The organism is Enterobacter cloacae complex sp. CARB60 (assembly GCF_036487345.1).
Lineage (GTDB): Bacteria > Pseudomonadota > Gammaproteobacteria > Enterobacterales > Enterobacteriaceae > Enterobacter > Enterobacter asburiae_D.
Map to the genome: position 1 here is coordinate 2,025,901 of NZ_JAZKLC010000002.1, position 22,947 is coordinate 2,048,847.

The 22,947-nt window shown below is 53.5% G+C and carries 20 protein-coding genes; 9 read left to right on the top strand and 11 right to left on the bottom strand.

Annotation, left to right across the window (positions count from 1 at the left end):
• Positions 1-27 precede the first annotated feature (27 nt).
• Positions 28-2,703, top strand: coding sequence for an aconitate hydratase AcnA (acnA, locus tag V4835_RS10675; protein WP_331412122.1), 2,676 nt, complete (start codon positions 28-30; stop codon positions 2,701-2,703).
• 36 nt (positions 2,704-2,739) lie between these two features.
• On the opposite strand, the gene ribA is transcribed toward acnA, so the two are convergent.
• Positions 2,740-3,330, bottom strand: coding sequence for a GTP cyclohydrolase II (gene ribA / locus V4835_RS10680; protein ID WP_063145054.1), 591 nt, complete (start codon positions 3,328-3,330; stop codon positions 2,740-2,742).
• A 197-nt stretch (positions 3,331-3,527) separates the two neighbouring features.
• On the opposite strand from ribA, the gene pgpB reads away from it, so the two are divergent.
• The 5 genes from pgpB to yciH all read left to right on the top strand — a co-directional run bounded on the left by pgpB (position 3,528) and on the right by yciH (position 7,177).
• Positions 3,528-4,295, top strand: coding sequence for a phosphatidylglycerophosphatase B (gene pgpB / locus V4835_RS10685; protein WP_063145055.1), 768 nt, complete (start codon positions 3,528-3,530; stop codon positions 4,293-4,295).
• Positions 4,296-4,443: 148 nt separating this feature from the next.
• Positions 4,444-4,752 (top strand): LapA family protein, encoded by a 309-nt coding sequence (locus V4835_RS10690; protein WP_023312067.1) that lies wholly within the window; start codon positions 4,444-4,446, stop codon positions 4,750-4,752.
• 6 nt (positions 4,753-4,758) lie between these two features.
• Complete coding sequence (lapB, locus tag V4835_RS10695) at positions 4,759-5,928, top strand: lipopolysaccharide assembly protein LapB (RefSeq protein ID WP_331412123.1); 1,170 nt, start codon at positions 4,759-4,761, stop codon at positions 5,926-5,928.
• Between the two features lie 185 nt (positions 5,929-6,113).
• Positions 6,114-6,851: an orotidine-5'-phosphate decarboxylase gene (gene pyrF / locus V4835_RS10700; protein WP_331412124.1), complete on the top strand. Its 738-nt coding sequence runs from the start codon at positions 6,114-6,116 to the stop codon at positions 6,849-6,851.
• A complete protein-coding gene (gene yciH / locus V4835_RS10705; RefSeq protein ID WP_063145056.1) occupies positions 6,851-7,177 on the top strand; it encodes a stress response translation initiation inhibitor YciH in 327 nt (108 codons plus the stop codon). Before pyrF ends, yciH begins: the two co-directional genes overlap by 1 nt.
• Before the next feature lie 105 nt (positions 7,178-7,282).
• Here the strand turns inward: yciH and osmB are convergent, their stop codons facing one another.
• The 3 genes from osmB to V4835_RS10720 all read right to left on the bottom strand — a co-directional run bounded on the left by osmB (position 7,283) and on the right by V4835_RS10720 (position 8,743).
• Positions 7,283-7,501: an osmotically-inducible lipoprotein OsmB gene (osmB, locus tag V4835_RS10710; protein ID WP_008501216.1), complete on the bottom strand. Its 219-nt coding sequence runs from the start codon at positions 7,499-7,501 to the stop codon at positions 7,283-7,285.
• A gap of 263 nt (positions 7,502-7,764) precedes the next feature.
• The gene (gene yciT / locus V4835_RS10715) at positions 7,765-8,517 is read right to left on the bottom strand and encodes a DNA-binding transcriptional regulator YciT (protein WP_023312063.1); all 753 of its coding nucleotides are present in this window, start codon (positions 8,515-8,517) and stop codon (positions 7,765-7,767) included.
• Between the two features lie 43 nt (positions 8,518-8,560).
• Positions 8,561-8,743, bottom strand: coding sequence for a YciZ family protein (locus tag V4835_RS10720; protein ID WP_024907126.1), 183 nt, complete (start codon positions 8,741-8,743; stop codon positions 8,561-8,563).
• A gap of 193 nt (positions 8,744-8,936) precedes the next feature.
• On the opposite strand from V4835_RS10720, the gene V4835_RS10725 reads away from it, so the two are divergent.
• Positions 8,937-9,806 (top strand): crotonase/enoyl-CoA hydratase family protein, encoded by an 870-nt coding sequence (locus V4835_RS10725; protein WP_331412125.1) that lies wholly within the window; start codon positions 8,937-8,939, stop codon positions 9,804-9,806.
• Here the strand turns inward: V4835_RS10725 and pdeR are convergent.
• The 6 genes from pdeR to crrC all read right to left on the bottom strand — a co-directional run bounded on the left by pdeR (position 9,803) and on the right by crrC (position 19,940).
• Complete coding sequence (gene pdeR / locus V4835_RS10730; RefSeq protein ID WP_331412126.1) at positions 9,803-11,794, bottom strand: cyclic di-GMP phosphodiesterase; 1,992 nt, start codon at positions 11,792-11,794, stop codon at positions 9,803-9,805. The two genes, V4835_RS10725 and pdeR, sit on opposite strands and share 4 nt — an antisense overlap.
• A gap of 322 nt (positions 11,795-12,116) precedes the next feature.
• Positions 12,117-14,051 (bottom strand): exoribonuclease II, encoded by a 1,935-nt coding sequence (locus tag V4835_RS10735; protein ID WP_331412127.1) that lies wholly within the window; start codon positions 14,049-14,051, stop codon positions 12,117-12,119.
• A gap of 88 nt (positions 14,052-14,139) precedes the next feature.
• A complete protein-coding gene (locus V4835_RS10740; RefSeq protein ID WP_331412128.1) occupies positions 14,140-15,126 on the bottom strand; it encodes a CMD domain-containing protein in 987 nt (328 codons plus the stop codon).
• Positions 15,127-15,279: 153 nt separating this feature from the next.
• Positions 15,280-16,068 (bottom strand): enoyl-ACP reductase FabI, encoded by a 789-nt coding sequence (gene fabI, locus V4835_RS10745; RefSeq protein ID WP_003856831.1) that lies wholly within the window; start codon positions 16,066-16,068, stop codon positions 15,280-15,282.
• Positions 16,069-16,338: 270 nt separating this feature from the next.
• Positions 16,339-19,434, bottom strand: a complete 3,096-nt coding sequence (locus V4835_RS10750) for a multidrug efflux RND transporter permease subunit (RefSeq protein ID WP_331412129.1) — start codon at positions 19,432-19,434, stop codon at positions 16,339-16,341.
• A 95-nt stretch (positions 19,435-19,529) separates the two neighbouring features.
• Positions 19,530-19,940, bottom strand: a complete 411-nt coding sequence (crrC, locus tag V4835_RS10755) for a colistin resistant protein CrrC (protein ID WP_331412130.1) — start codon at positions 19,938-19,940, stop codon at positions 19,530-19,532.
• Between the two features lie 247 nt (positions 19,941-20,187).
• Here crrC and V4835_RS10760 point away from each other — a divergent pair, with 247 nt between their 5' ends.
• Both V4835_RS10760 and V4835_RS10765 read left to right on the top strand, forming a co-directional pair.
• Entirely contained in the window at positions 20,188-20,892 is a 705-nt protein-coding gene (locus tag V4835_RS10760) for a response regulator (RefSeq protein ID WP_331412131.1), read from the top strand.
• Positions 20,889-21,953, top strand: a complete 1,065-nt coding sequence (locus V4835_RS10765) for an ATP-binding protein (RefSeq protein WP_331412132.1) — start codon at positions 20,889-20,891, stop codon at positions 21,951-21,953. Before V4835_RS10760 ends, V4835_RS10765 begins: the two co-directional genes overlap by 4 nt.
• Here V4835_RS10765 and V4835_RS10770 read toward each other — a convergent pair.
• The gene (locus V4835_RS10770; RefSeq protein ID WP_331412133.1) at positions 21,934-22,875 is read right to left on the bottom strand and encodes an ATP-grasp fold amidoligase family protein; all 942 of its coding nucleotides are present in this window, start codon (positions 22,873-22,875) and stop codon (positions 21,934-21,936) included. The two genes, V4835_RS10765 and V4835_RS10770, sit on opposite strands and share 20 nt — an antisense overlap.
• Between the last annotated feature and the right edge of the window lie 72 nt (positions 22,876-22,947).

Sequence of the window (22,947 nt, forward strand, 5' to 3'; positions counted from 1 at the left end):
GGCATCTCTGTGATTAAGGAGGAGCTTATGTCGTTAACCCTACGCGAAGCCAGTAAGGACACATTACAGGCAGAAAACAAAACCTGGCATTACTACAGCCTGCCGCTGGCTGCCAGAACGCTTGGGGACATTTCGCGTTTACCCAAGTCATTGAAAGTTTTACTTGAAAATCTCTTGCGCTGGCAGGACGGTGACTCTGTCACCCTCAATGATATCCAGGCGCTGGTAGGGTGGCTTGAAAATGCCCACGCCGACAGAGAAATCGCCTACCGCCCGGCAAGGGTACTGATGCAGGACTTTACCGGCGTCCCTGCCGTCGTTGATTTAGCCGCGATGCGCGAGGCCGTTAAGCGTCTCGGCGGAGATACGGCAAAAGTGAATCCGCTTTCCCCTGTTGACCTCGTCATTGACCACTCCGTAACCGTTGATCGCTTTGGTGATGACGACGCCTTTGGCGAGAACGTGCGTCTGGAGATGGAGCGTAACCACGAGCGCTACGTGTTTCTTAAGTGGGGGCAGCAGGCGTTCAGCCGGTTTAGCGTGGTCCCGCCAGGTACCGGTATTTGTCACCAGGTTAACCTTGAATATCTGGGTAAAGCCGTCTGGAGTGAATTGCAGGATAAAGAGTGGGTCGCCTATCCGGATACGCTGGTGGGCACGGACTCCCATACCACCATGATAAACGGTCTGGGCGTGCTGGGCTGGGGCGTCGGGGGTATCGAAGCGGAAGCGGCCATGCTCGGCCAGCCGGTGTCCATGCTTATCCCGGATGTGGTGGGGTTCAAGCTTACCGGCAGGCTGTCTGAAGGCATTACCGCCACCGATCTGGTGCTTACCGTCACCCAGATGCTGCGTAAGCATGGTGTGGTAGGCAAATTTGTCGAATTCTACGGGGACGGACTGGATTCGCTGCCGCTGGCCGACCGCGCCACCATTGCTAATATGGCGCCGGAATACGGCGCAACCTGCGGCTTTTTCCCCATTGATGATGTCACGCTGGAATACATGCGCCTTAGCGGGCGCAGCGAAGAGCAGGTCGCGCTGGTGGAGGCTTATACCAAAGCGCAGGGCATGTGGCGAAATCCGGGCGATGAACCCGTCTTCACCAGCACGCTTGAACTCGATATGGCAAGCGTTGAGGCGAGCCTCGCCGGGCCGAAACGTCCGCAGGATCGGGTCGCGCTGAGTGACGTGCCAAAAGCGTTTGCCGCCAGCAATGCGCTGGAAGTGAACGTGGCGCAGAAGGATCATCGTCCGGTCGACTATGTTCTGAACGGACATCAGTATCAGCTCCCGGATGGCGCGGTGGTTATTGCCGCCATTACCTCCTGCACCAACACCTCGAACCCCAGCGTATTAATGGCGGCCGGTTTATTGGCTAAAAAGGCGGTAGAGCTTGGGCTAAAACCTCAGCCATGGGTCAAGGCCTCGCTGGCACCGGGTTCCAAAGTGGTGTCGGATTACCTGGCACAGGCCAAACTGACGCCGTACCTTGACGAGCTGGGCTTTAACCTCGTGGGCTACGGCTGTACGACATGCATCGGTAACTCCGGCCCGCTGCCTGAACCTATTGAAACGGCGATCAAGCAGGGCGACCTGACGGTAGGCGCGGTTCTGTCCGGCAACCGTAACTTTGAAGGGCGTATTCATCCGCTGGTGAAAACCAACTGGCTGGCCTCGCCGCCGCTGGTGGTTGCTTATGCCCTGGCAGGGAACATGAATATCAACCTGGTGACCGACCCGATTGGCCACGATCGCAAGAATGACCCTGTCTACCTGAAAGATATCTGGCCATCTTCGCGTGAAATCGCGCTGGCCGTTGAAAAGGTCTCAACCGAGATGTTCCGCAAAGAGTATGCGGAGGTCTTTGAAGGCACGCCGGAATGGAAAACCATTAACGTTATTGGCTCAGATACCTATGACTGGCAGGATGACTCGACCTATATTCGTCTGTCGCCGTTCTTTGATGAGATGCTGGCCGAGCCGGCGCCGCTCAAGGATATCCACGGCGCGCGCATACTGGCGATGCTGGGGGATTCTGTCACAACTGACCACATCTCTCCGGCGGGGAGTATCAAAGCCGATAGCCCGGCTGGCCGTTATCTGCAAAGCCGGGGCGTCGAACGTCGTGATTTTAACTCCTACGGATCGCGTCGCGGTAATCATGAAGTCATGATGCGCGGGACGTTTGCCAACATCCGCATTCGTAACGAAATGGTGCCGGGCGTAGAAGGGGGCATGACGCGCCATCTGCCGGGTACGGAAGTCGTTTCGATTTATGATGCGGCGGTCAAATATCAACAGGAAGGTACGCCGCTGGCGGTGATCGCCGGGAAAGAGTACGGTTCCGGCTCCAGCCGAGACTGGGCAGCGAAAGGTCCGCGTCTGCTTGGCGTTCGCGTGGTCATCGCCGAATCGTTCGAACGCATTCACCGCTCGAATCTGATCGGTATGGGGATCCTGCCGCTCGAGTTCCCGCAGGGCGTGACGCGTAAAACGCTGGGACTGACCGGGGAAGAGCAGATTGAGATTAGCGGTCTGCAAAACCTGCAGCCGGGTAAAACGGTGCCGGTGAAGTTAACGCGGGCAGACGGGAAAACCGAGGTGCTGGATTGCCGGTGCCGTATTGATACGGCAACCGAGCTGACCTATTACCAGAACGACGGCATTTTACATTATGTGATTCGCAAGATGCTGGACTGATGAAACAAGCCCGGCACGCGTGCCGGGCTTTTAGCATCACTCTTTCAGCAGATGGCCCATTTTGGCGGCTTTGGTATCAAGGTAGTGGGCGTTTTTCGGGTTACGGCCGACAATCAGCGGTACACGCTCGACGATGTTAATCCCCGCTTCGGTCAGGATCTCCACTTTTTTCGGGTTATTGGTCAGCAGGCGAACTTCGTCCACGCCCAGCAGCTTGAACATATCGGCGCACAAGGTAAAGTCGCGTTCGTCAGCAGCAAAGCCGAGCTGATGGTTTGCTTCAACCGTATCGTAGCCCTGGTCCTGAAGCGCGTAGGCGCGGATTTTATTCAGCAGACCAATATTACGACCTTCCTGGCGGTGATAAAGCAGTACACCGCAACCTTCTTCTGCAATATGAGACAGGGCGGCTTCCAGCTGGAAACCACAATCACAGCGCAGGCTGAACAGCGCGTCGCCGGTAAGACACTCTGAATGGACGCGGGACAGCACCGGCGTCTGCCCTGAAATGTCGCCATACACCAGCGCGACATGATCCTGTCCGGTTGCCAGTTCTTCAAAACCCACCATCAGGAAATCGCCCCATGGGGTTGGCAGTTTGGCTTCTGCCACACGTTTAAGCTGCATGTGATTCTCCAGAGTAGGCTGACACGTTTCGTGCCTTTGCCCTGTTTTGCTTTCTGTATCAGTTCATTTTGCCACAAGCTCAGCAGGTTCGCCTAATGGGCACCATGCTATATGAACGTTAAACGCACGATCCGACATCTCCACCCGGTGGATTAATTTCAGTTATGATTGTGACGCTTAGCGAAAAAGGAGAAGACATGCTTTCAATCGCCAGACGTACGGCAGCAGGTGCGGCCATTTTACTGATTATGCCCCTGGCCGTATGGCTTTCAGGCTGGATGTGGCAGCCCGGGCAGAACGCCACGTGGCTGAAAACGTTATACTGGATTACGGAAACGGTCACCCAGCCGTGGGGAATTATTACCCATGTGCTCCTCTGCGCCTGGTTTCTGTGGTGCCTGCGCTTTCGTCTGCGCGCGGCGCTGATGCTCTTTGCGATCCTCGGGGGCGCTATCCTTGTCGGTCAGGGCGTGAAGTCCTGGGTTAAAGATCGCGTTCAGGAGCCGCGTCCTTTTGTCGTCTGGCTGGAAAAAACGCATCATGTTCCGGTGGATGAGTTCTACAATTTAAAGCGTAAAGATCGCGGCGCGCTGGTGAAAGAACAGCTTGCGGAACAGCAGGATATCCCGAAATTCTTGCGTAAACACTGGCAGAAAGAGACGGGGTTCGCGTTTCCTTCCGGTCACACCATGTTTGCGGCCAGCTGGGCGTTGCTGGGGGTTGGGCTGCTTTGGCCAAGGCGTCGAACGGTCACTATCGTGATTTTACTGGTCTGGGCGACGGGAGTAATGGGCAGCCGCTTGCTGCTGGGGATGCACTGGCCGCGGGATCTGGTCGTCGCCACGCTGATCTCATGGCTGCTGGTGACACTGGCGACCTGGCTTACTGAACGATTCTGCGGCCCGCTCACACCACCGCCGGAAGAGAAAGAAGAAATAGCCGAAAGGGACCAAACCGACGCCTGACGGTTGATATTCCGTATTTTGCCCATAGATCCATGACCGGCGCGTCACTTTTTCCGTTTCGCGCTCGTCGCTAAAATGGTAGTTTATAAGGCTGATTGCGGTGAGTTGAACACACTTTATTCGCTTGAACCACATAACGGGAAGTAATGTGAAATATTTACTCATTTTCTTACTGGTATTGGCGATTTTTGTCATTTCAGTCACGTTGGGTGCACAAAACGATCAGCAGGTGACGTTTAACTATCTGCTGGCTCAGGGTGAGTATCGCGTCTCGAGCCTGCTGGCGGTCTTATTTGCTGCCGGTTTTGCCATTGGCTGGCTGGTTTGCGGTCTGTTCTGGTTGAAAGTCCGTGTTTCTCTTGCGCGCGCTGAACGTAAAATTAAGCGACTCGAAAATAACATTGCCCCTGCGTCTGACATCCCGGAAAGCTCTGGTGTGCCGGTCGTGAAGGAATAATCGACTATGCTGGAGTTGTTGTTTCTGCTTTTGCCTGTAGCCGCAGCCTATGGCTGGTATATGGGCCGCAGAAGTGCGCAACAAACAAAACAGGATGAGGCCAACCGGCTCTCCCGCGACTACGTTGCGGGGGTGAACTTCCTCCTGAGCAATCAGCAGGACAAAGCGGTAGACCTGTTCCTCGATATGCTGAAAGAGGATACGGGGACGGTTGAAGCGCATCTCACCCTGGGTAACCTGTTCCGCTCTCGCGGCGAGGTCGATCGCGCCATTCGTATTCACCAGACCCTGATGGAAAGCGCCTCGCTGACCTACGATCAACGTCTCCTTGCGGTGCAACAGCTGGGGCGTGATTACATGGCCGCGGGGTTGTACGATCGCGCTGAAGATATGTTCGCGCAGCTGGTGGACGAAACAGATTTCCGCATTGGCGCGCTGCAGCAGCTCCTGCAGATTTACCAGGCCACCAGCGACTGGCAGAAAGCCATTGATACCGCTGAACGTCTGGTGAAGCTGGGTAAAAATAAGCAGCGCGTTGAGATAGCCCATTTCTACTGTGAGCTTGCGCTTCAGCAGATGGGCAACGACGACATGGATAAAGCCATGGCGCTGCTGAAGAAAGGCGCAGCAGCGGACCGCAACAGCGCGCGAATCTCCATCATGATGGGGCGCGTCTTTATGGCGAGTGGCGACTACGCCAAAGCCGTTGAAAGCCTGCTGCGGGTTATCGACCAGGACAAAGAGCTGGTCAGTGAAACGCTGGAAATGCTGCAAACCTGCTATCAACAGTTGGACAAGCAGGAAGAGTGGGTAGCATTCCTGCGTCGTTGCGTGGAAGAGAATACCGGCGCTACCGCTGAACTGATGCTATCTGACGTTGTTGAGCAGTATGAGGGAAGCGACACCGCGCAGGTTTATATTACGCGTCAGCTGCAGCGTCATCCGACCATGCGGGTGTTCCATAAGCTGATGGATTACCACCTGAACGATGCTGAAGAAGGGCGCGCCAAAGAGAGCCTGATGGTGCTCCGAGACATGGTTGGCGAGCAGGTGCGCAGCAAGCCGCGCTATCGCTGCCAGAAGTGTGGTTTTACCGCGTATACGCTTTACTGGCACTGTCCTTCCTGCCGCGCCTGGTCCACCATCAAGCCAATTCGTGGCCTGGATGGGCAGTAATTTTTTAAAACATCCCATTTTAGTTACAACATACTGATGACTTTTACCTCTCGTCGTACATCGTGCGGTTTGCAGGCCTGGCAGGCGCGTAAATGGATCCTGTCAATTTGCGGCGTCGGCAGGTAGAATGCTGGCCGTTTATCTGTTCCGCGCCGCTGCGCGCCCATAGACGAAAAGGGCTGGTCATGACGTCTGTTACATCCTCCACTTCCCGCGTAATTACGGATTCTCCTGTTGTTGTTGCGCTTGATTACAATAAGCGTGACGCCGCACTGGCGTTTGTCGACGGTATTGACCCTCGCGACTGCCGCCTAAAAGTTGGCAAAGAGATGTTCACGCTGTTTGGACCGCAAATCGTTCGCGATCTGCAGCAGCGCGGCTTTGACGTTTTCCTCGATCTGAAATTCCACGATATCCCGAATACCACGGCGCACGCAGTTGCCGCAGCCGCAGAGCTGGGCGTATGGATGGTCAACGTCCATGCATCGGGTGGGGCAAGAATGATGACGGCCGCCCGTGAGGCGCTCCTGCCGTTCGGTAAAGATGCACCGCTGCTGATTGCGGTCACCGTGCTGACCAGTATGGACGAAAACGATTTACGCGACCTGGGCGTGACGTTGTCACCCGCAGAGCATGCAGAGCGTCTTGCGCGTCTGACGCAACGTTGCGGCCTGGATGGCGTAGTTTGCTCCGCGCAGGAAGCGGTACGTTTCAAATCAGCGCTGGGCAAGGATTTTAAACTGGTCACGCCGGGGATCCGCCCTGCAGGCAGCGACGTGGGCGATCAGCGCCGCATTATGACGCCTGAGCAGGCGCTGGCTGCTGGCGTTGACTACATGGTTATCGGACGTCCGGTGACGCAGTCTGCAAATCCGGCTGAGACGCTTAAGGCTATCAACGCATCGCTGAAAAAGGGGGCGTAATGACCGATTCCAACAGCCGTCTGGTCTATTCAACCGATAGCGGGCGAATAGATGAACCGAAAGCGAAAGTGGAGCGTCCAAAGGGAGACGGCATCGTTCGGATCCAGCGCCAGACCAGTGGACGAAAAGGGAAAGGTGTTTGCCTTATCTCCGGCATTGACCTGGATGACGCTGAACTGACAAAGCTGGCGGCCGAGTTGAAAAAGAAATGTGGCTGCGGCGGCGCCGTGAAAGACGGCATTATTGAAATCCAGGGTGATAAGCGCGATTTAATAAAATCTCTGCTGGAAGCTAAAGGGATGAAAGTCAAACTGGCAGGCGGCTAAAATAAATGAGCCACGGCAAATGCCGTGGCTCGTGTTATATACGTGCGTAAGTCAGACCTGAAATGCGTTCAAATATCGCAATACCGGGGAAGGCTTAGATAATAATTATTTGCCAACCTGGTGACCGATAATACCACCGACAGCAGCGCCACCTAATGTACCCAGCGTACTACCATCCGTTAATACTGCACCACCAAGAGCACCGGCACCGGCACCAATAGCGGTGTTACGGTCACGTTTAGACCAGTTAGAGCACGCGCTCAGGGACATTGCTACAGTGATTGCCAGAACAGCGGCGGCTAATTTTTTGCTGGTTAAGGTCATAATACTTTCTCCTGAATTATCGATTCACGGAAAGATGTACACGTTAAGTATAGACGAATCGAATACTTAATTCTGTTCTCCGTGAAAGCTGGTCGCGCAGGCGTTACGTAATCACGCAGGTGATAGTCACTTCCTGTTATATCGCTAACATTAATTTTACGACTTTAATGCAGGTTAAACAGGTAAAAACTCTTAAAGAAGTACCAGGAATCATCTCAGAGAAAGAAGGGCGTATGCGCCCGAAATTCGGGCGCGGAGGGGACTCAGGCGGTCGTTTTAATAATATTGACGATCAGTCCGTCATCTTCCAGTTTATTACGGTGCGCGTCGCTCAATCTTTCGTCGGTAATCACGCGGCTAAAGCGTGAAACGGGGCCCATCGTATAAGGATGAACGGCGCCAAATTTAGAGCTGTCGGTGAGCACAATGGCTTCACACTCTTTTTCCAGCACGGCATTCACGACGTCAGAGCGCATCATATCCCGGCCGGTAAAACCTGTCTCCGGCTGCCAGCCGTCAATTCCGATGAAGGCCTTGCTAAAATGAACCTGCTGGACATACTGACGGGTCAGCGGGCCTACCATGCTTTCACTTTTTTTCTGGTAAATACCGCCGAGCAGAATCACCTCGCAGCGTGTCTCTTTGAGCAAATGCGCGATATAGCTGCTGACGGTGATGATAGTAACGTCCTTTTGATCGGCAAGCGTGCGCGCCAGAAGGGCATTACTGCTGCCGTTTTCAATAAAGACGGTCTCGCCGTTGTTCACCAGGGACGCGGCAAACTCCGCCAGTTCACGTTTGAGCGCGTAGTTATTCATCATGCGCGTCTCAACGTCATCACTGTCCAGCGGGACAGCATATCCGTGTGCGCGACGCAGGTAGCTCTGTTTTTCCAGCAGATTAAGATCCTGACGGATTGTGACTTCAGACACACCGGTGGTTTTAGCGAGATCGACTACGCTTACGCGTCCCTGATCGATGACCATCTGCAAAATGAGTTGTTGTCGGGAATTCATAGCATCCATTTAATAAAGCGAAACGAGGTCGGAGACGGTGGGGTTAAACTTCCCACGGCGCTTTTGGCTGTCTGTTTTCAGGCGCATTGTCAGCACCATTCTGAGCAAGAAGTTCAGACTTCAGGATCTCGAGATTACGGATAGCAGAGTGATAATCGCCCGCCACCAGGATATCCAGCACGGTATCAATTCGTTGTGCTACAGCTTGTGCGTCAATAGTCGACATAATCTCACCCCAGGCGCGAAAAGTTAATATTTTCAATGATGCAGAAATTAGGATCAAAAGAGAAGGGAAAAAATGCAATAACTAAATTACATAAACGTAAGTGATAAATTTATTCCCCCTCATGCAGCGGGCTTATTGAGTGGATTAGTCTAAAACTGCGCGCAAGGCGCTTTTTTATAAGAGGAATTAGACTATGACAGTTATCAATCAGCCTACCTGCACACTGTTTACCGATACTGAACGGTTCACGCAGCTGTCAGGGTATTACGAGGCGGAGCGTCACACGGTCTGGATGATGCTGCGGGCTCAGCCACGCCCTTGCTTTAACCATGCGTTAATCGAGGAGATCATGAACTTTTCATGGCTGGTTCGCCAGTCTGGGTTTGCGGTTGATTTTTGGGTAACCGGTTCGCTGGTTCCCGAAATGTACAATGTGGGCGGTGATTTACAGTTCTTCGTCGAGTGCATTCAGAATGGACGTCGGGAAGCGTTACGGGCGTACGCTCGCGCCTGCGTTGATTGTGTCCATGCGGCCTCACGGGGGTTTGATACGGGGGCCATCTCTCTGGCAATGGTCGAGGGCAGTGCGTTAGGGGGCGGGTTTGAGGCCGCTTTGGCGCATCATTTCGTCCTGGCTCAGCGCGATGCCCGCTTAGGTTTCCCGGAGATTGCCTTCAACCTGTTTCCGGGTATGGGAGGATATTCCCTGGTTGCACGCCGTTCAGGCATGAAGCTGGCGGAGGAACTCATCTACAAAGGGGAATCCCATACGGCTGAATGGTACGAACAGCACGGGCTGGTGGATGTCCTGTTTGAACCCGGACAAAGCTATGTCTCTACCCGAACCTTCATTGATACGCTGCGGCCAAAACTGAATGGCATCAGGGCGATGCTGCGTGCCCGTACGCGCGTTCTGCAATTGCCCCGCAGTGAACTGATGGACATCACGGAAGACTGGGTAGATGCCGCTTTCTGCCTGGAGCCGAAAGATATCGCCTACATGGAGCGGCTGGTCACGCTGCAAAACCGCCATCACGCGGCGGGCTTGCGTAAAGCCAGTTAACGTTGATTTCGCGCTTGATATCGTTTTAGCCATCGCTCGAATGCGGCAGCGGGCATCGGCTTAGCAAACAGAAAACCCTGCCGTTCGTTGACGCCGTTCTTGGTGAGAAAGGCGTCTTCTTTTGCATTTTCCACACCTTCGGCAATCACCTGCAGATTTAACGCCTGTGCCACCGCGACGATAGCGCGCACCAGAGACTGGGAGATGGACTGCTTATGAATATCCCTGACAAAAGACTGATCGAGTTTAATGGCGTCGATAGGGAAGCGGGCCAGTTGCGAAAGGGAAGAGTAGCCGGTGCCAAAATCATCCAGATGAATTTGCGCCCCGAGTCGGCTGAACTGCTGGATCACGGACAACGCCAGCTCTTCGTTCTCGATAAGACAGCTTTCGGTTAATTCGACGTCGACAGGGCAGTATTCAAAATTCAGATCCTTCAGCGCCTGCTTTAAGTCACTGAAGATGGTCTGGTCGGCCAGCTGGCGTGCAGAGACGTTCACCGCCACGCGCAGGTTTATTCCCTTATCGCGCCATTTCGCCACCTGGCGAACCACGTCGAGCATCACCCAGCGGCCCAGCGGCACAATCAACCCCGACTCCTCGGCATAAGAGATAAACTCCAGCGGAGGGATCAACCCCCGTTCTGGCGATTGCCAGCGGACCAGCGCTTCAAGGCTTCTGACTTCCCCGCGCCAGGTTATTTTCGGCTGATAGTGGATCAGAAGCTGATCGTTATCCAGGGCCTTACGCAGGTTGGTATCCAGCCAGAGATACTCAAATACGCGCTGGTTCATCTCGGGGGAGAAGACGCAGAACTTGCCCCGACCGTTCTCTTTGGCGGTGTACATGGCGGTATCGGCGTTACGAATGACGCTTTCCCGGTCGTTCCCATGCTGCGGGGCGAGGGCGATACCCAGGGAGCAGCCGGTATAAATCTCAATCAGACCGATTCGGAACGGCTGGCGCAGACGGGTTAAAATGCGCGATGCCATCGCCTCCAGAGACCCCTGAGAGGTATTGGTGGCCATGACGATAAACTCATCACCGCCAAGTCGTGCCAGCACCTGTTCCTCGTCCAGACAGCTCAAAATGGCGAGGGCGACAGCCTGTAACAGCTGGTCGCCAAACATATGCCCGTAAGCGTCGTTGACCTTTTTAAAATTATCCAGGTCGAGATACACCACGCCCACCTGCGTGTCGCCGCGGTTGTCGATGGCGTCAGAAATCAGGTCGTGGATCGCATTGCGGTTTGGCAAGCCGGTGATGGTATCGGTATTGGCCAGCACGCGCAGCCGCTCCTGAGCGCGGCGCTCCTCGGTAATATCGGTCCCGGAACAGATAAGGAAAATTTCATTTTTACCGCTGCCGCTGTGCACGAATTTATTTCTGAACAGAAACAGCCGCTGCCCTTTACGCGTTTTGATCCAGCGTTCGACTTCGTAAGAGCTGCCGTTGCGAAAAAAACCGGTAATATTGCGCTTTGAAGCGGCCGCTTCGCTGCGGCTCATAAACAGCTTAAACACGTTCTGGCCAATGACCTCATGCTCTTTCAGGCCGGTGTACTCTTCGCTAAGCCGGTTAAAACGCTGGATATTGCCGTGCCGATCGAGAATAACAATGACGGAGTTGGCCTCCGAGACAACCTGTTCCGCGAAAGAGAGCCCCTGGGCCAGATCGCGCGCCACGGAGGGCGTATCGTTCCAGGCGGACGCGGTTCCGGCCCACTCGTTACGGGTAATTTTACGGCCCACAAGATGAACCGGAACATCTTCTCCGTACAGGGAGAGCGTCATTGAAATGCTGGAGGTAATAACGGTTAAATGACGGATGAGATCGGCCTGTTCATCGTCCAGCGCCACGACCTGAGTGACATCGGCATTTTCGCTGGTGGAAAGGTGCAGAGCGTTGCTGTCAGCTGACAAGCGCCACCACGGGCTGTGAGTCCCCATGTAGCGAAACAGCAAATTCTGCTCCAGATCGTCCATCATGTTTTCTCCCGCAGCTTTCATTAGCGCACAAATTATTCATTTGCTGTCGACTTTTCCGTTGAGAAACAGCGGCAAAACCGAAGTGAACTTATTGTTTTTCCCTGTTTTCTTATAATAAAACGAGACAGGTTAAAAAGGATACTGAGCGTATAAAAATTCACGTAACCGAATATAACAACACTCTTTTACTGTAGATAATTATGGCGGGTTTGGGCGAAGGGATTCTGAAAATAGTAAGGAAAAATAATGATTTTGTGGTGGGGGTAAAAAGAAAAATTGTCGGCCCTTCCGGAAAAGAAAGGACCGACAATTGAAGCGGTTATCAGGCGACAGGACGCGCGATAATGCTGCGGGTTTCCATGCGAACTTCGGCGATAGTGACGTCAATCACGTCGGTGACTTTGTAAACTGTTTCACCTTTAATTTGCACGGTACCATTTTCCTGGCTACAGACCATTTCTTCACGAACCGCATGCAGGAACGGCGCAGGAATAAACGCGACAGCGCCGTTATCGACCAGGCGGACGCGCATACCCCCGCGGCTGATATCAATGATCTCAGCCGCGAAACGGGTATCCGTACCGGCTTTATCCTGCAGGAAGCGTGCGTACAGCCAGTCTCCAACGTCACGTTCCGCCATGCGGTTCAGACGGCGGCGATCGGCCATCTGCAGCGTGGTGTCCTCCTGCGGACGGGCAATGGTTTCACCTTTGATAATCGCTTTCAGCAGACGGTGGTTAACCATATCGCCATACTTACGGATTGGCGATGTCCAGGTGGCGTAAGCGTCGAGGCCCAGACCAAAGTGCGGGCCCGGCTCGGTACTGATTTCCGCGAAGGACTGGAAGCGACGAATGCGGCTGTCCAGGAAACCTGACGGCTGCGCGTCCAGTTCGCGGCGAAGCTTGCAGAAGCCCGGCAGCGTCAGCACTTCTTCCGGATCGACGTGCACATCGTGATTCTTAAGCAGGGCCGCCAGCGCTTCGGTATTCGCCGGATCAAACCCGGTGTGGACGTTGTAAATGCCAAAGCCCAGCCTGTCGCGCAGCACGCGTGCGGCGCAGATGTTGGCGGAAATCATCGCCTCTTCAACGATGCGGTTCGCAATGCGTCGCGGTTCGGCCACGATATCCAGCACTTCGCCTTTCTCGCCCAGAACAAAGCGATAGTCCGGGCGGTCTTTGAACACCAGCGCATGGGTTTTACGCCACTCGCCGCGGTTCAGGCAGATGCGATGCAGCAAACGGATTTGCGCGGCAATGGCGTCGGATTCAGGTTTCCAGCTACCGGTATTTTCAAGCCAGTCGGACACGTTATCGTAGGCCAGCTTGGCTTTCGATTCGATAGTGGCGGCAAAGAACTCGATATCGTCCTCAATCGTGCCATCTGCGGCGATGGTCATGCGGCAGGCAAGCACCGGGCGCACTTCATTTGGACGCAGCGAGCAGAGATCGTCTGACAATTCGCGCGGCAGCATCGGAATGTTGAAGCCCGGCAGGTAGTTGGTGAAGGCGCGGATTTTCGCCGCGTCATCCAGCTTGCTGCCTTCGGCAATCCAGGCAGTTGGATCGGCAATGGCCACGGTCAGATGCAGTTTGCCATCGGCGCTCTCTTCAGCGTACAGCGCGTCATCCATATCTTCTGTGCTGGCGCTGTCGATGGTGACAAACTCCAGCGCGGTGAGATCGCGGCGCGTCAGACCTTCGTCCTGCATCTCAGTCGCTACGCCGTTCGGCGCTTCTTTTTCAAGATTGTGGCGCGCCAGCGTCACCCACCATGGCACGAAATGGTCGGCGCCGAAGGTAATGAACTGGGTCAACTCGGCATAAAAACCGCGATCGCCTTTCAGAGGATGACGGCGCATTTCTGCTACGGCCCAGTCACCTTCTTTAAAATCATGCTCAACGCCACGGGCGGCGCGGCAGGGAATGGCATCTTTCAGCAGGGGATGATCCGGCACGATAGAAAGACGATCGTTTTTTCCCTGCACCTTACCCACAAAACGGGTCAGGAACGGCTCGATCAGTTCTTCCGGCTCGGCAGACTCTCGGTCCTTCTCGGTATGAATGACGGCCATGACGCGATCGCCATGCATCACTTTCTTCATCTGCGGTGGCGGAATGAAGTAGCTTTTCTGCGCGTCAACCTCAAGGAAGCCAAAGCCCTTTTCCGTGGCTTTTACGACCCCTTCTGCACGCGGCGTCTGGGAATGCAGTTGCTGTTTAAGCTGCGCTAGCAGCGGGTTGTCCTGAAACATAATGTTCTATTTTCGTAGCCATTGAGCGGCTGACAGTTTTACGCGATTCTCACTGTCTCAGCAAGCGGTCTTTGGGTAATTAGTATGGTTATTCCTCTTTACCAAACGCGACTTTCAGACGATTGAGCCAGCCATCAAACGCACTCTGGGTAAGCAGCGTGACGGCGTGTTCGCCGGGGAGTCCTTCATCCGTGAGAGGGGTAAACTGTGCGGCGCTGAAGCGGTCCGGAGAGCGTGTCAGCAGTTCGACCGCCGCCGAAAGTGCGGGGGACGTCAGCGGGATCTCTTCACGGCTGTTTAACAGGATTTCTCCGGTCAGGTCGAGCAGCGACGGCTCGTGGCAAAGGACCGGCGTCAGCGCCTCCAGCGCGGGTTCTGCCTGCCAGCGAGACAGCGACTCAAGCTGATGCGCGCTCGCATAGCGCAGCTCGACGACAGGCAAAAGCGGCACCCACGCGTCGTGGCGCGTGGGCAGCGTGTGCGGCTGAATATGATGGCCTGGCAGCCAGCGAACAGGGTGTCCCAACATCGCCTGAAAAATCGCGACGACGCGCGCCTGAAACCCGATAAACCCGATAATCTGGTTTATCACCACAATGTCATACGTTGACAGGCCAACCTCATCAAGCTGGTTCTGCGCTTTATCATCAATGACATCAGGGGAGCTGGCGAGCTGGCGGGCATACTGCGTAATTTGCGCCAGACGTTGGTTACTTTCGCGCGAGGAGTCCGGGCCGGGAAGCGGGGCGAGGAGGGCGGCGTAATGGTTACAGAGCCGCTGAACGCCGCAGGCCTGTGCGACCGTTAACGCGGTACTGAGTCGATCGTAGGCGCTGAGCGTATGCAGGCGGTTAACGGGAATCGAGAGCGGAAACAGCTGGTGGCATAAGTCTCTGGCAGGGGTAAGCCAGCCAGAACAGGCGGCGACAATCTCATCAGGCAAGGCTAAATCGAGCAAAAAACGATCGTCGACGTTAGCGGCTTCGGGCACCAGAGGCAGAACATCCGTCTGCGCGTGGTTCGACTGGGTTTCGTGATACCAGTGGCCTTTGCCGGAAAAACGGCGTTGTTCCATGTGCGTTCCTTGATCTCAAAATGGCGATCAATATCCTGGCGTAAGGCAGATAAAGGGAAAAATATTGTTAGGTGATAACAAATAGCAGAACGGAATAACGGAGGGATGGTGCGGGGGGAAAACTCTCTTCCCGGGCGGGAAGAGAGTAACAGCTTATTTAATTTCCAGCTCGTTCATTGCAGCGATGTTGAAGCCGCCGTCAACGTGAACCACTTCGCCGGAGATACCAGCGGAAAGGTCAGAGCACAGGAATGCTGCAGAGTTACCCACATCTTCAATGGTAACGGTACGACGAATCGGGGTAACCGCTTCGCAGTGTGCCAGCATTTTACGGAAATCTTTAATACCGGAAGCTGCCAGGGTGCGGATAGGACCTGCAGAGATGGCGTTAACGCGCACGCCTTCAGGACCCATTGCGTTCGCCATGTAGCGTACGTTCGCTTCCAGAGACGCTTTAGCCAGACCCATAACGTTGTAGTTAGGGATAGCACGTTCAGCGCCCAGGTAGGACAGGGTCAGCAGGGCTGCGCCCGGGTTCAGCATTGCGCGACAGGATTTCGCCATCGCAACGAAGCTGTAGGAGCTGATGTCGTGAGCGATTTTGAAGCCATCACGGGTAACCGCGTTCACGTAGTCGCCGTCCAGCTGGTCGCCAGGAGCGAAGCCAATGGAGTGAACGAAACCGTCGAATTTCGGCCATGCTTTTGCCAGTTCAGCAAACATGCCGTCGATGCTTTCGTCTTGTGCAACGTCACATTCCAGAACAATGCTGGAACCCAGCTGCGCGGCAAACTCTTCAACACGGCCTTTCAGCTTGTCGTTCTGGTAGGTGAACGCCAGCTCAGCGCCTTCGCGATGCATTGCCTGTGCGATGCCGTATGCGATGGACAGTTTGCTGGCAACGCCAGTTACCAGAATGCGCTTACCGGAAAGAAAACCCATAGCTTTAATCCTTATATTCATTGCTTATTTTGCCTTGTAATTCATAGCGTTACAGGCAGTATTTCAAAATCATTCGAAATTAGCTCGAAATTATAGCCCACTCACAGCCCCTTGTGTCACGATATTTCTCGCACTTCTCCGAAGACGCCTGCTCCGAAGAATGCACCGCGGACTCGCGGGGGCTCAAAATTTCAGCATTCGTCCATTATATCACCCGGCAACAGCTTCGCCTCATCCAACCAGAGAGGGAGCGCGATTCCGCCAGGGTATTCACGCTTTCCTGATGTTATCGACAAAACGCGCAATGACGATAAAGAAAACCGGTACGAAGAAGATCGCGAGAAGCGTACCGCTAATCATGCCGCCAAATACTCCGGTACCGATGGCATGCTGCGTACTGTCGCTCGCACCGCTGGCCAGCATCAAGGGAACAACCCCTAAGGTGAAGGCTAACGATGTCATCAGAATAGGGCGCAGGCGCTGGCTGGCGGCATGAACGGTTGCCGCCAGCAGGGGTTGCCCTTCGCGATGGAGCTGCCTGGCAAATTCAACAATCAAAATGGCGTTCTTGGCCGACAGGCCGATAAGCGTAATCAGGCCGACCTTGAAGAAAACGTCATTCGTCATACCGGCAACAGATACCGCTATCACCGCGCCGATAAGACCCAGCGGAACGACCAGCATGACCGCAAAAGGAATAGACCAGCTCTCATACAGGGCGGCGAGAACCATAAATACGACCAGTATCGACAGGACGATAAGGCCCGGAAGCTGAGATTCCGATTTTCGCTCCTGCAATGAACTCCCGGCCCACTCGCCCGCCATGCCCTGAGGTAAATCTCTGGACAAACTCTCCATAACCTTCATTGCGGTGCCGCTGGACTCTCCCGAGGCCGCATTTCCGGTAATGCGAATCGCAGAATATCCCTGGTAACGCGTCAACTGCTGCGGCGCAACGTTCCAGGAAAGCGTGGCAAACGTCGATACCGGTACCATCTGACCCATCCGGTTTTTCACAGATAATGTCAGTATCTGCTCAGGCTGCATTCGGTAGGGCGCATCGGCCTGAATGATCACCTGCTGAACGCGGCCGCTATTCGTATAGTCATTGACGTAATTTGAGCCCAGGGTGACGGAGAGCGTCTGGTTGACTTCATCAAATGAGACGCCCATCGCTTCCGCCTTTTCTCTGTCCACCTTGAGCGCAAGGCTTGTTCCTTCCGGAAGACCGTCTATATAGACGTCACTCAGTTCAGGACGCTGATTGGCTTGCAGGACCAGCGCGTCAGCAGCGCGCTTTAACGCCTCGTAGCCCAGCCCGGCTCTGTCCTGCACGTACCAGGTGAACCCCGAGGAGGTGCCCATATCCGAAATGGTCGGCGGGAGCAGGCTCATCGTGACGGCATCAGAGACGTTCGCCATACTGGCCTGTATATGGTCGGCTTCACCCTGAGCCGTCGAACCCTGCCGGTTTTTCCAGTCCTTCAGCGTGGTGAAGGCCATAGCCGAATTCGGCCCTGAACCTGAAAACCCAAACCCCAGGATCATAATGTTGCTTTCAATATCCGGCCGGGCCGCAATTTCCTCTTCAAATTTTTTAACCACGTTCAGGGTGCGCTGCATCGTGGCATCAGAAGGCAGCTGGATTGAGGACATAAAGTAGCCCTGATCTTCCTCCGGTAGAAAGGACGACGGTAACGAAGACAATCCCAAAAACAGCGCAGCACAAAGCGCAACGTACAGGAGCAGCATACGTCCGCTTCGCTTCATAACGGCACCCAGCCTGGCTTCGTAACAGACGGTGAGCGAACGGAAGCGCGCGTTAAACTCGGTCGCGAACCTTCCACCTCCGCTCTTTCCCGCCTTGTGCGGCTTGAGTAACGTTGCGCACAGGGCAGGCGTCAGCGTCAGGGCAAGAAACGCGGACAGCAGTATGGAGACCGCCATGGAGATACAAAATTGTCGGTAGATAATCCCGACGGATCCTTCGGCAAACCCCATGGGAATAAAGACGACGGTTAGCACCAGCGTGATGCCTATAATCGCCGGGGTGATTTCCTGCATGGCTTGCCGCGTGGCGTCACGCGGGGACAGGCTTTTTTCCTCCATCAGTCGTTCAACGTTTTCTACGACCACGATGGCATCATCAACGATAATCCCTATCGCCAGCACCATGCCGAACATCGTCAGAATATTGATGGAATATCCGCTCAATAACATCACCGTGAAGGTACCAAGAAGTGCGACGGGAGCAACAATCGCCGGGATAAGCGTACAGCGTATCTTGTGCAGAAAAAGCAGCATAACCAGGAAGACGAGGACCATCGCTTCCACAAATGTCTGAACAACCTTCACGATAGAAAGTTTCACAAACGGCGCGGTATCGAAGGGAACCGTAAACGCCATTCCTTCCGGTAATACCTGGGAAAGCGCGTCGATGCGTGCGCGTACGCCTGAAGCCGTACTCATTGCGTTGGCGCCTGGCGACAGCTGTATTGCCGCCGCCGTTGCGGGCGCGCCATTTTCGCGAATACCAAAGGCGTAGCTTTGCAGGCCAGATTCAATGCGTGCAATGTCGGACAATTTCAGGCGGGCGCCGGATGCGTCAGATTTCAGGGTGATATTGCTGAACGCCTCTACCGAGGAGAGCTGTCCCTTTACGGTGATGGGATACGTTACCCCTTGTCCTTCAGCTGCGGGCTCATCTCCCGTTTTACCGGGCGAAACCAGGGCATTTTGCTGGCCAACGGCGGTAAGAACATCGCTTACCGAAAGACCATAGCCGTGGAGCTTCAGTGGATCCAGCCAGATGCGCAGCGCTTTTTCGCCGCCAAACAGCTGAACTTTCCCTACGCCGGGCACGCGACGAAGCTCGTCACTGACGTTTCTGGCAAAATAGTCGCTTAAATCGGCTTCCTCAAACTGACCTGTCGTGGACTTCAGCCCCACCATCATTAAAAAGCCAGAATTAGCGGCCTCGACGTTAATGCCGTTTTGTCTTACCGCCTGAGGCAGACGAGGCTCGACGATCTTAATCTGATTCTGCAGGTCCATCTGCGCCAGCTTGATGTCCGTGCCCGGTTTAAACGTGACGGTGATCGATGCCGAACCGGTTGTGTCACTGGATGATTCGAAATAGAGCAAGTTATCGACTCCAGATATTTCGCGCTCTATTAACGACACCACCGACGTATTCATGATATCAGGGCTGGCCCCCGGGTAACTGACGGAAATAATGATTCCCGGCGGTGCCACTGCCGGATACTGCGCAACCGGTAAACGGGGAATAGACAGAATTCCCGCCAAAACGATAAAAAGCGCCACTACCCAGGCGAAAACGGGGCGTTCAATAAAAAAATGAGGCATTGAGTTATTTTTGTGCAAAAGAGTGAGGTAGAGAGTCTACCGCGCGCCTGTTTAGCGGACATGGGCGGTTTATGGAGGACGTGTGGAGAAACGGCTCAAATCATTCTCATAATGAGGTACAGCGGTGCTCCGCCAAAAAATATAATCAAATAACACTCGTAGTAAAAGATCAGATCCTCGATATCGGGCATCGCGTTTAACAGCACGGTAAACGTAATAATGAGATAAACAAAAATCACTATTAGCCAGAAGGCGATAACAAGCAGCTCGGTTAACGCGCCAGCTTTATTCTGGATTATCAGAAAGACAACCGACAATGCGATACAGCCATAGATAATGGGTGAAGAGAGTAGCGTCGAGGCGACTTTTTCATCCATTTTGTGCACCAGCACCAGCCAGGTATAAAGTAATCCCCACGACAGCAGCAGAAACAGGGAATATATGCCCAGCTTTTTAGGAGAGAAATATTTAGAAAGTTCCATGTTCATTATTTCAGCCAGCTTCATAAAATCTTTAGGAAAAAGTGGTAATTTGTAACGCGCAATGCACAAAGGGTTATGCCTCAATAGCGATTTTGAACCGGGATTGTCGAGTCTTTATTGACTGAATGTGTAGGCTGTGTGGAGAAATAACCGGGCATTTTAATTAAGCGGGAAATTTTCGTGACCACGGCACTTTTTCCCGGAGGCTGTGTCTTATTGTGCTAAAGATATCTGATAGCGTGCTCAAAGGGATTTCACCCACGGAGATAAAATGCACAAAAATACGTTGATCCTTGTAGTTGAAGATGAAGACGAAATCGCCGATATACTGATGAGCTATTTAGAGCGTTCGGGAATGAAAGCGCTCAGAGTCAGGCAGGGCGAGCAGGCCATAACGCTCAATCGCCTGCATAAACCGGATCTCATATTGCTGGACATTCACCTGCCCGTATGTGACGGCTGGAGCGTACTTACCACGCTTCGTCAGGAAAGTGCTGTTCCCGTCATTATGGTTTCCGCTCTCGATCAGGATGTCGATAAGCTTATGGGGCTGAGGCTGGGCGCAGATGATTACGTGATCAAACCCTTCAACCCTTCTGAGGTTGTCGCGCGGGTTGAGGCGGTGCTGCGCAGGACAAAAACCGCGCTTCAGCAGGCGGGTTCCCTGCCGCTCAGAACGCCCTTTATTACGGTCTATCCGGATGATTTCTATGTGGAAGTCACCGTTGGTGAAGAGGTTATCTCCCCGGTATTAACGACGACCGAATTTAAATTACTTACCTGGCTGGTGCGTTATCCGCGAAAGGTCTGTTCCCGTGAAGAGTTACTCAACGCGTGTCTGCCGGAAGGTGACACGCTCGACAGAACGGTCGACAGCCATATGAGCAAGCTGCGTAAAAAACTGGAGCTTGCTGGCCTCTACGGTGTTCCCGAGAGCATCAGAGGCATGGGCTACCGGCTTGGGGAAAAGAAATGAGCAAAGAGTCAGTCCTGAGTCGTCAGATCTTAACGTATATGCTGTTGCTGACGTTTACGATAATTGCCATTGCTATATTGGGCTCGTGGTTTTTTTACTCCTTTATTCTGGATCACCTCCCGGGCGGCCCTGCTGCGGGCGATGACGAGCAGATGACGATGTGGGACTGGGCATGGATTGGGACCGCGACAACGATCAGCCTGATTATCGCACTCTTTTTCACGGTCAAACTTTCATCGCGAATACTCACCCCGCTAAACGCGGTAGCGTCCAGCCTGAAAAAGATTTCTCAGGGCGATCTGGACGCCCGGGCATTTTGTACCAGTTCCCGGCTGGGTGAAATCAATCACCTTGTGACGGATTTCAATGAAATGGCGGAAAAATTACAGACGCTGGATATTCAGAGGAAATCCTGGAATGCCGCTATTGCGCATGAGCTGAGAACCCCTGTCACGATTTTACGCGGACGGCTTCAGGGGTTGGTTGACGGTGTTTTTACCCCGGACCCGGTGCTGTTTAATAATCTTCTCAAACAGACGGAAGGGTTAACCCGTCTGATTGAAGATCTCCGGGTTGTCAGTTCGGATGGCGGGGCGGGATACACGCTATACCAGTCCAGCACGGATCTAAAAGGGACAATACAGGATACACTCGATACCTTCATGCCTGAGTTCAACCGTAAGGCATTTACCGTCAATACAGAACTGAGGGAGCAGCAATGCGTATTCGATCCGTTACGCATCAATCAGTGTCTGACCGTTTTATTTGACAATGCCTTACACTATTCAACCTCGCGCAAACTCATCGTGAAAAATGGCGTTTCTGATAAAGGCAATTATATCCTTATTCAGGACGGGGGACCGGGCATCCCCAGGGAGTTTCATGATTTCTTATTTCAGCCCTTTCAGCGCGATAATGGTGCCAGACATGTGAACCCGGAAGGCTGTGGTTTGGGCTTGTCGGTGGTAAAAGCCATCATGCTGGCTCATGGTGGCGATGTTACCTATACCTTATCGACGCAAAACCACTCGATATTTAAACTCACCTGGCCCGACGCGTGAGTTTCAGCGGCAGGTCAAATGCGCCTGCTGGCGATAAATGCCATATTTTTCCTAACGTAGCATCCCATTCCAGCGGGGTAATCTTCAGTTTACCGCGTTTCGGGCTTAGGGTTATTTCGCTGAAATAGATTTCATCTTTTTTTAGCATAAGGTCAACGCGGCAGTAGTCAATTCCATCCGCCAGCTCCTGGGATGCCAACAATGCCTGTCGGAACAGAACCGGTTCGCCTGGATTTGCTGAAGTATTGGGATATTCCATCTGGAAGGGTTGTAAGTTCCAGTACCTGTCATAAACGTTGATAAAACCTTTTCCGTTATCATCCGTAAAATCCGCTTCAACATAGTGGGCAACGCCGTGAAAGCAATGGATCCTCAGCATTTCAGGCGTTGTATTCCTGTCAGCATCATCGAAGAGATCGATAAACGGCTCGCAAAGTATACTCGGCGAAATGTTTTTGTACTGCCATTCGCGCGTGGTGTAGTACAAATTTTTCTTTAACGCGAGGCTCAGCTTTTTACATGCTTCCCTGACATTAAATTGCGCTTTGTTTGTACATATTATTGTGCTGCCACTGTCATGATTGCACTTAAGGACGAATTTGTCAGGGAGTACGGAAAAATCAATCTGCGACGCCCTGTTATAAACGCCTATTAATGGCACCGTTTTCACGCGATTTGTTCTGGAGGAAATGTATTCCCGAACGGCGAGCTTATCGGCGAGCATCGTGTAGAGGTTATTATGATCATAGACCAGACGATGGCATATTTTTTCACTCAACGTTGTGGGTGATTGAATATCAGGGGGTTTCCCGGACGCTTTCTTCAGCCTCACAGTATGAAAGTGCAGGTCCGTCATTAAATATGAACGGCATTTTCTGATGAGATACTCTGTATATTTGAGAACGTAAGTGGCGGTGTTCATTTCTTCTCCTCCGTAATGTCCGGATATTCTGGAGAAGAACTGTTGATGTATTTTGCTGAGAATATGGAGCAG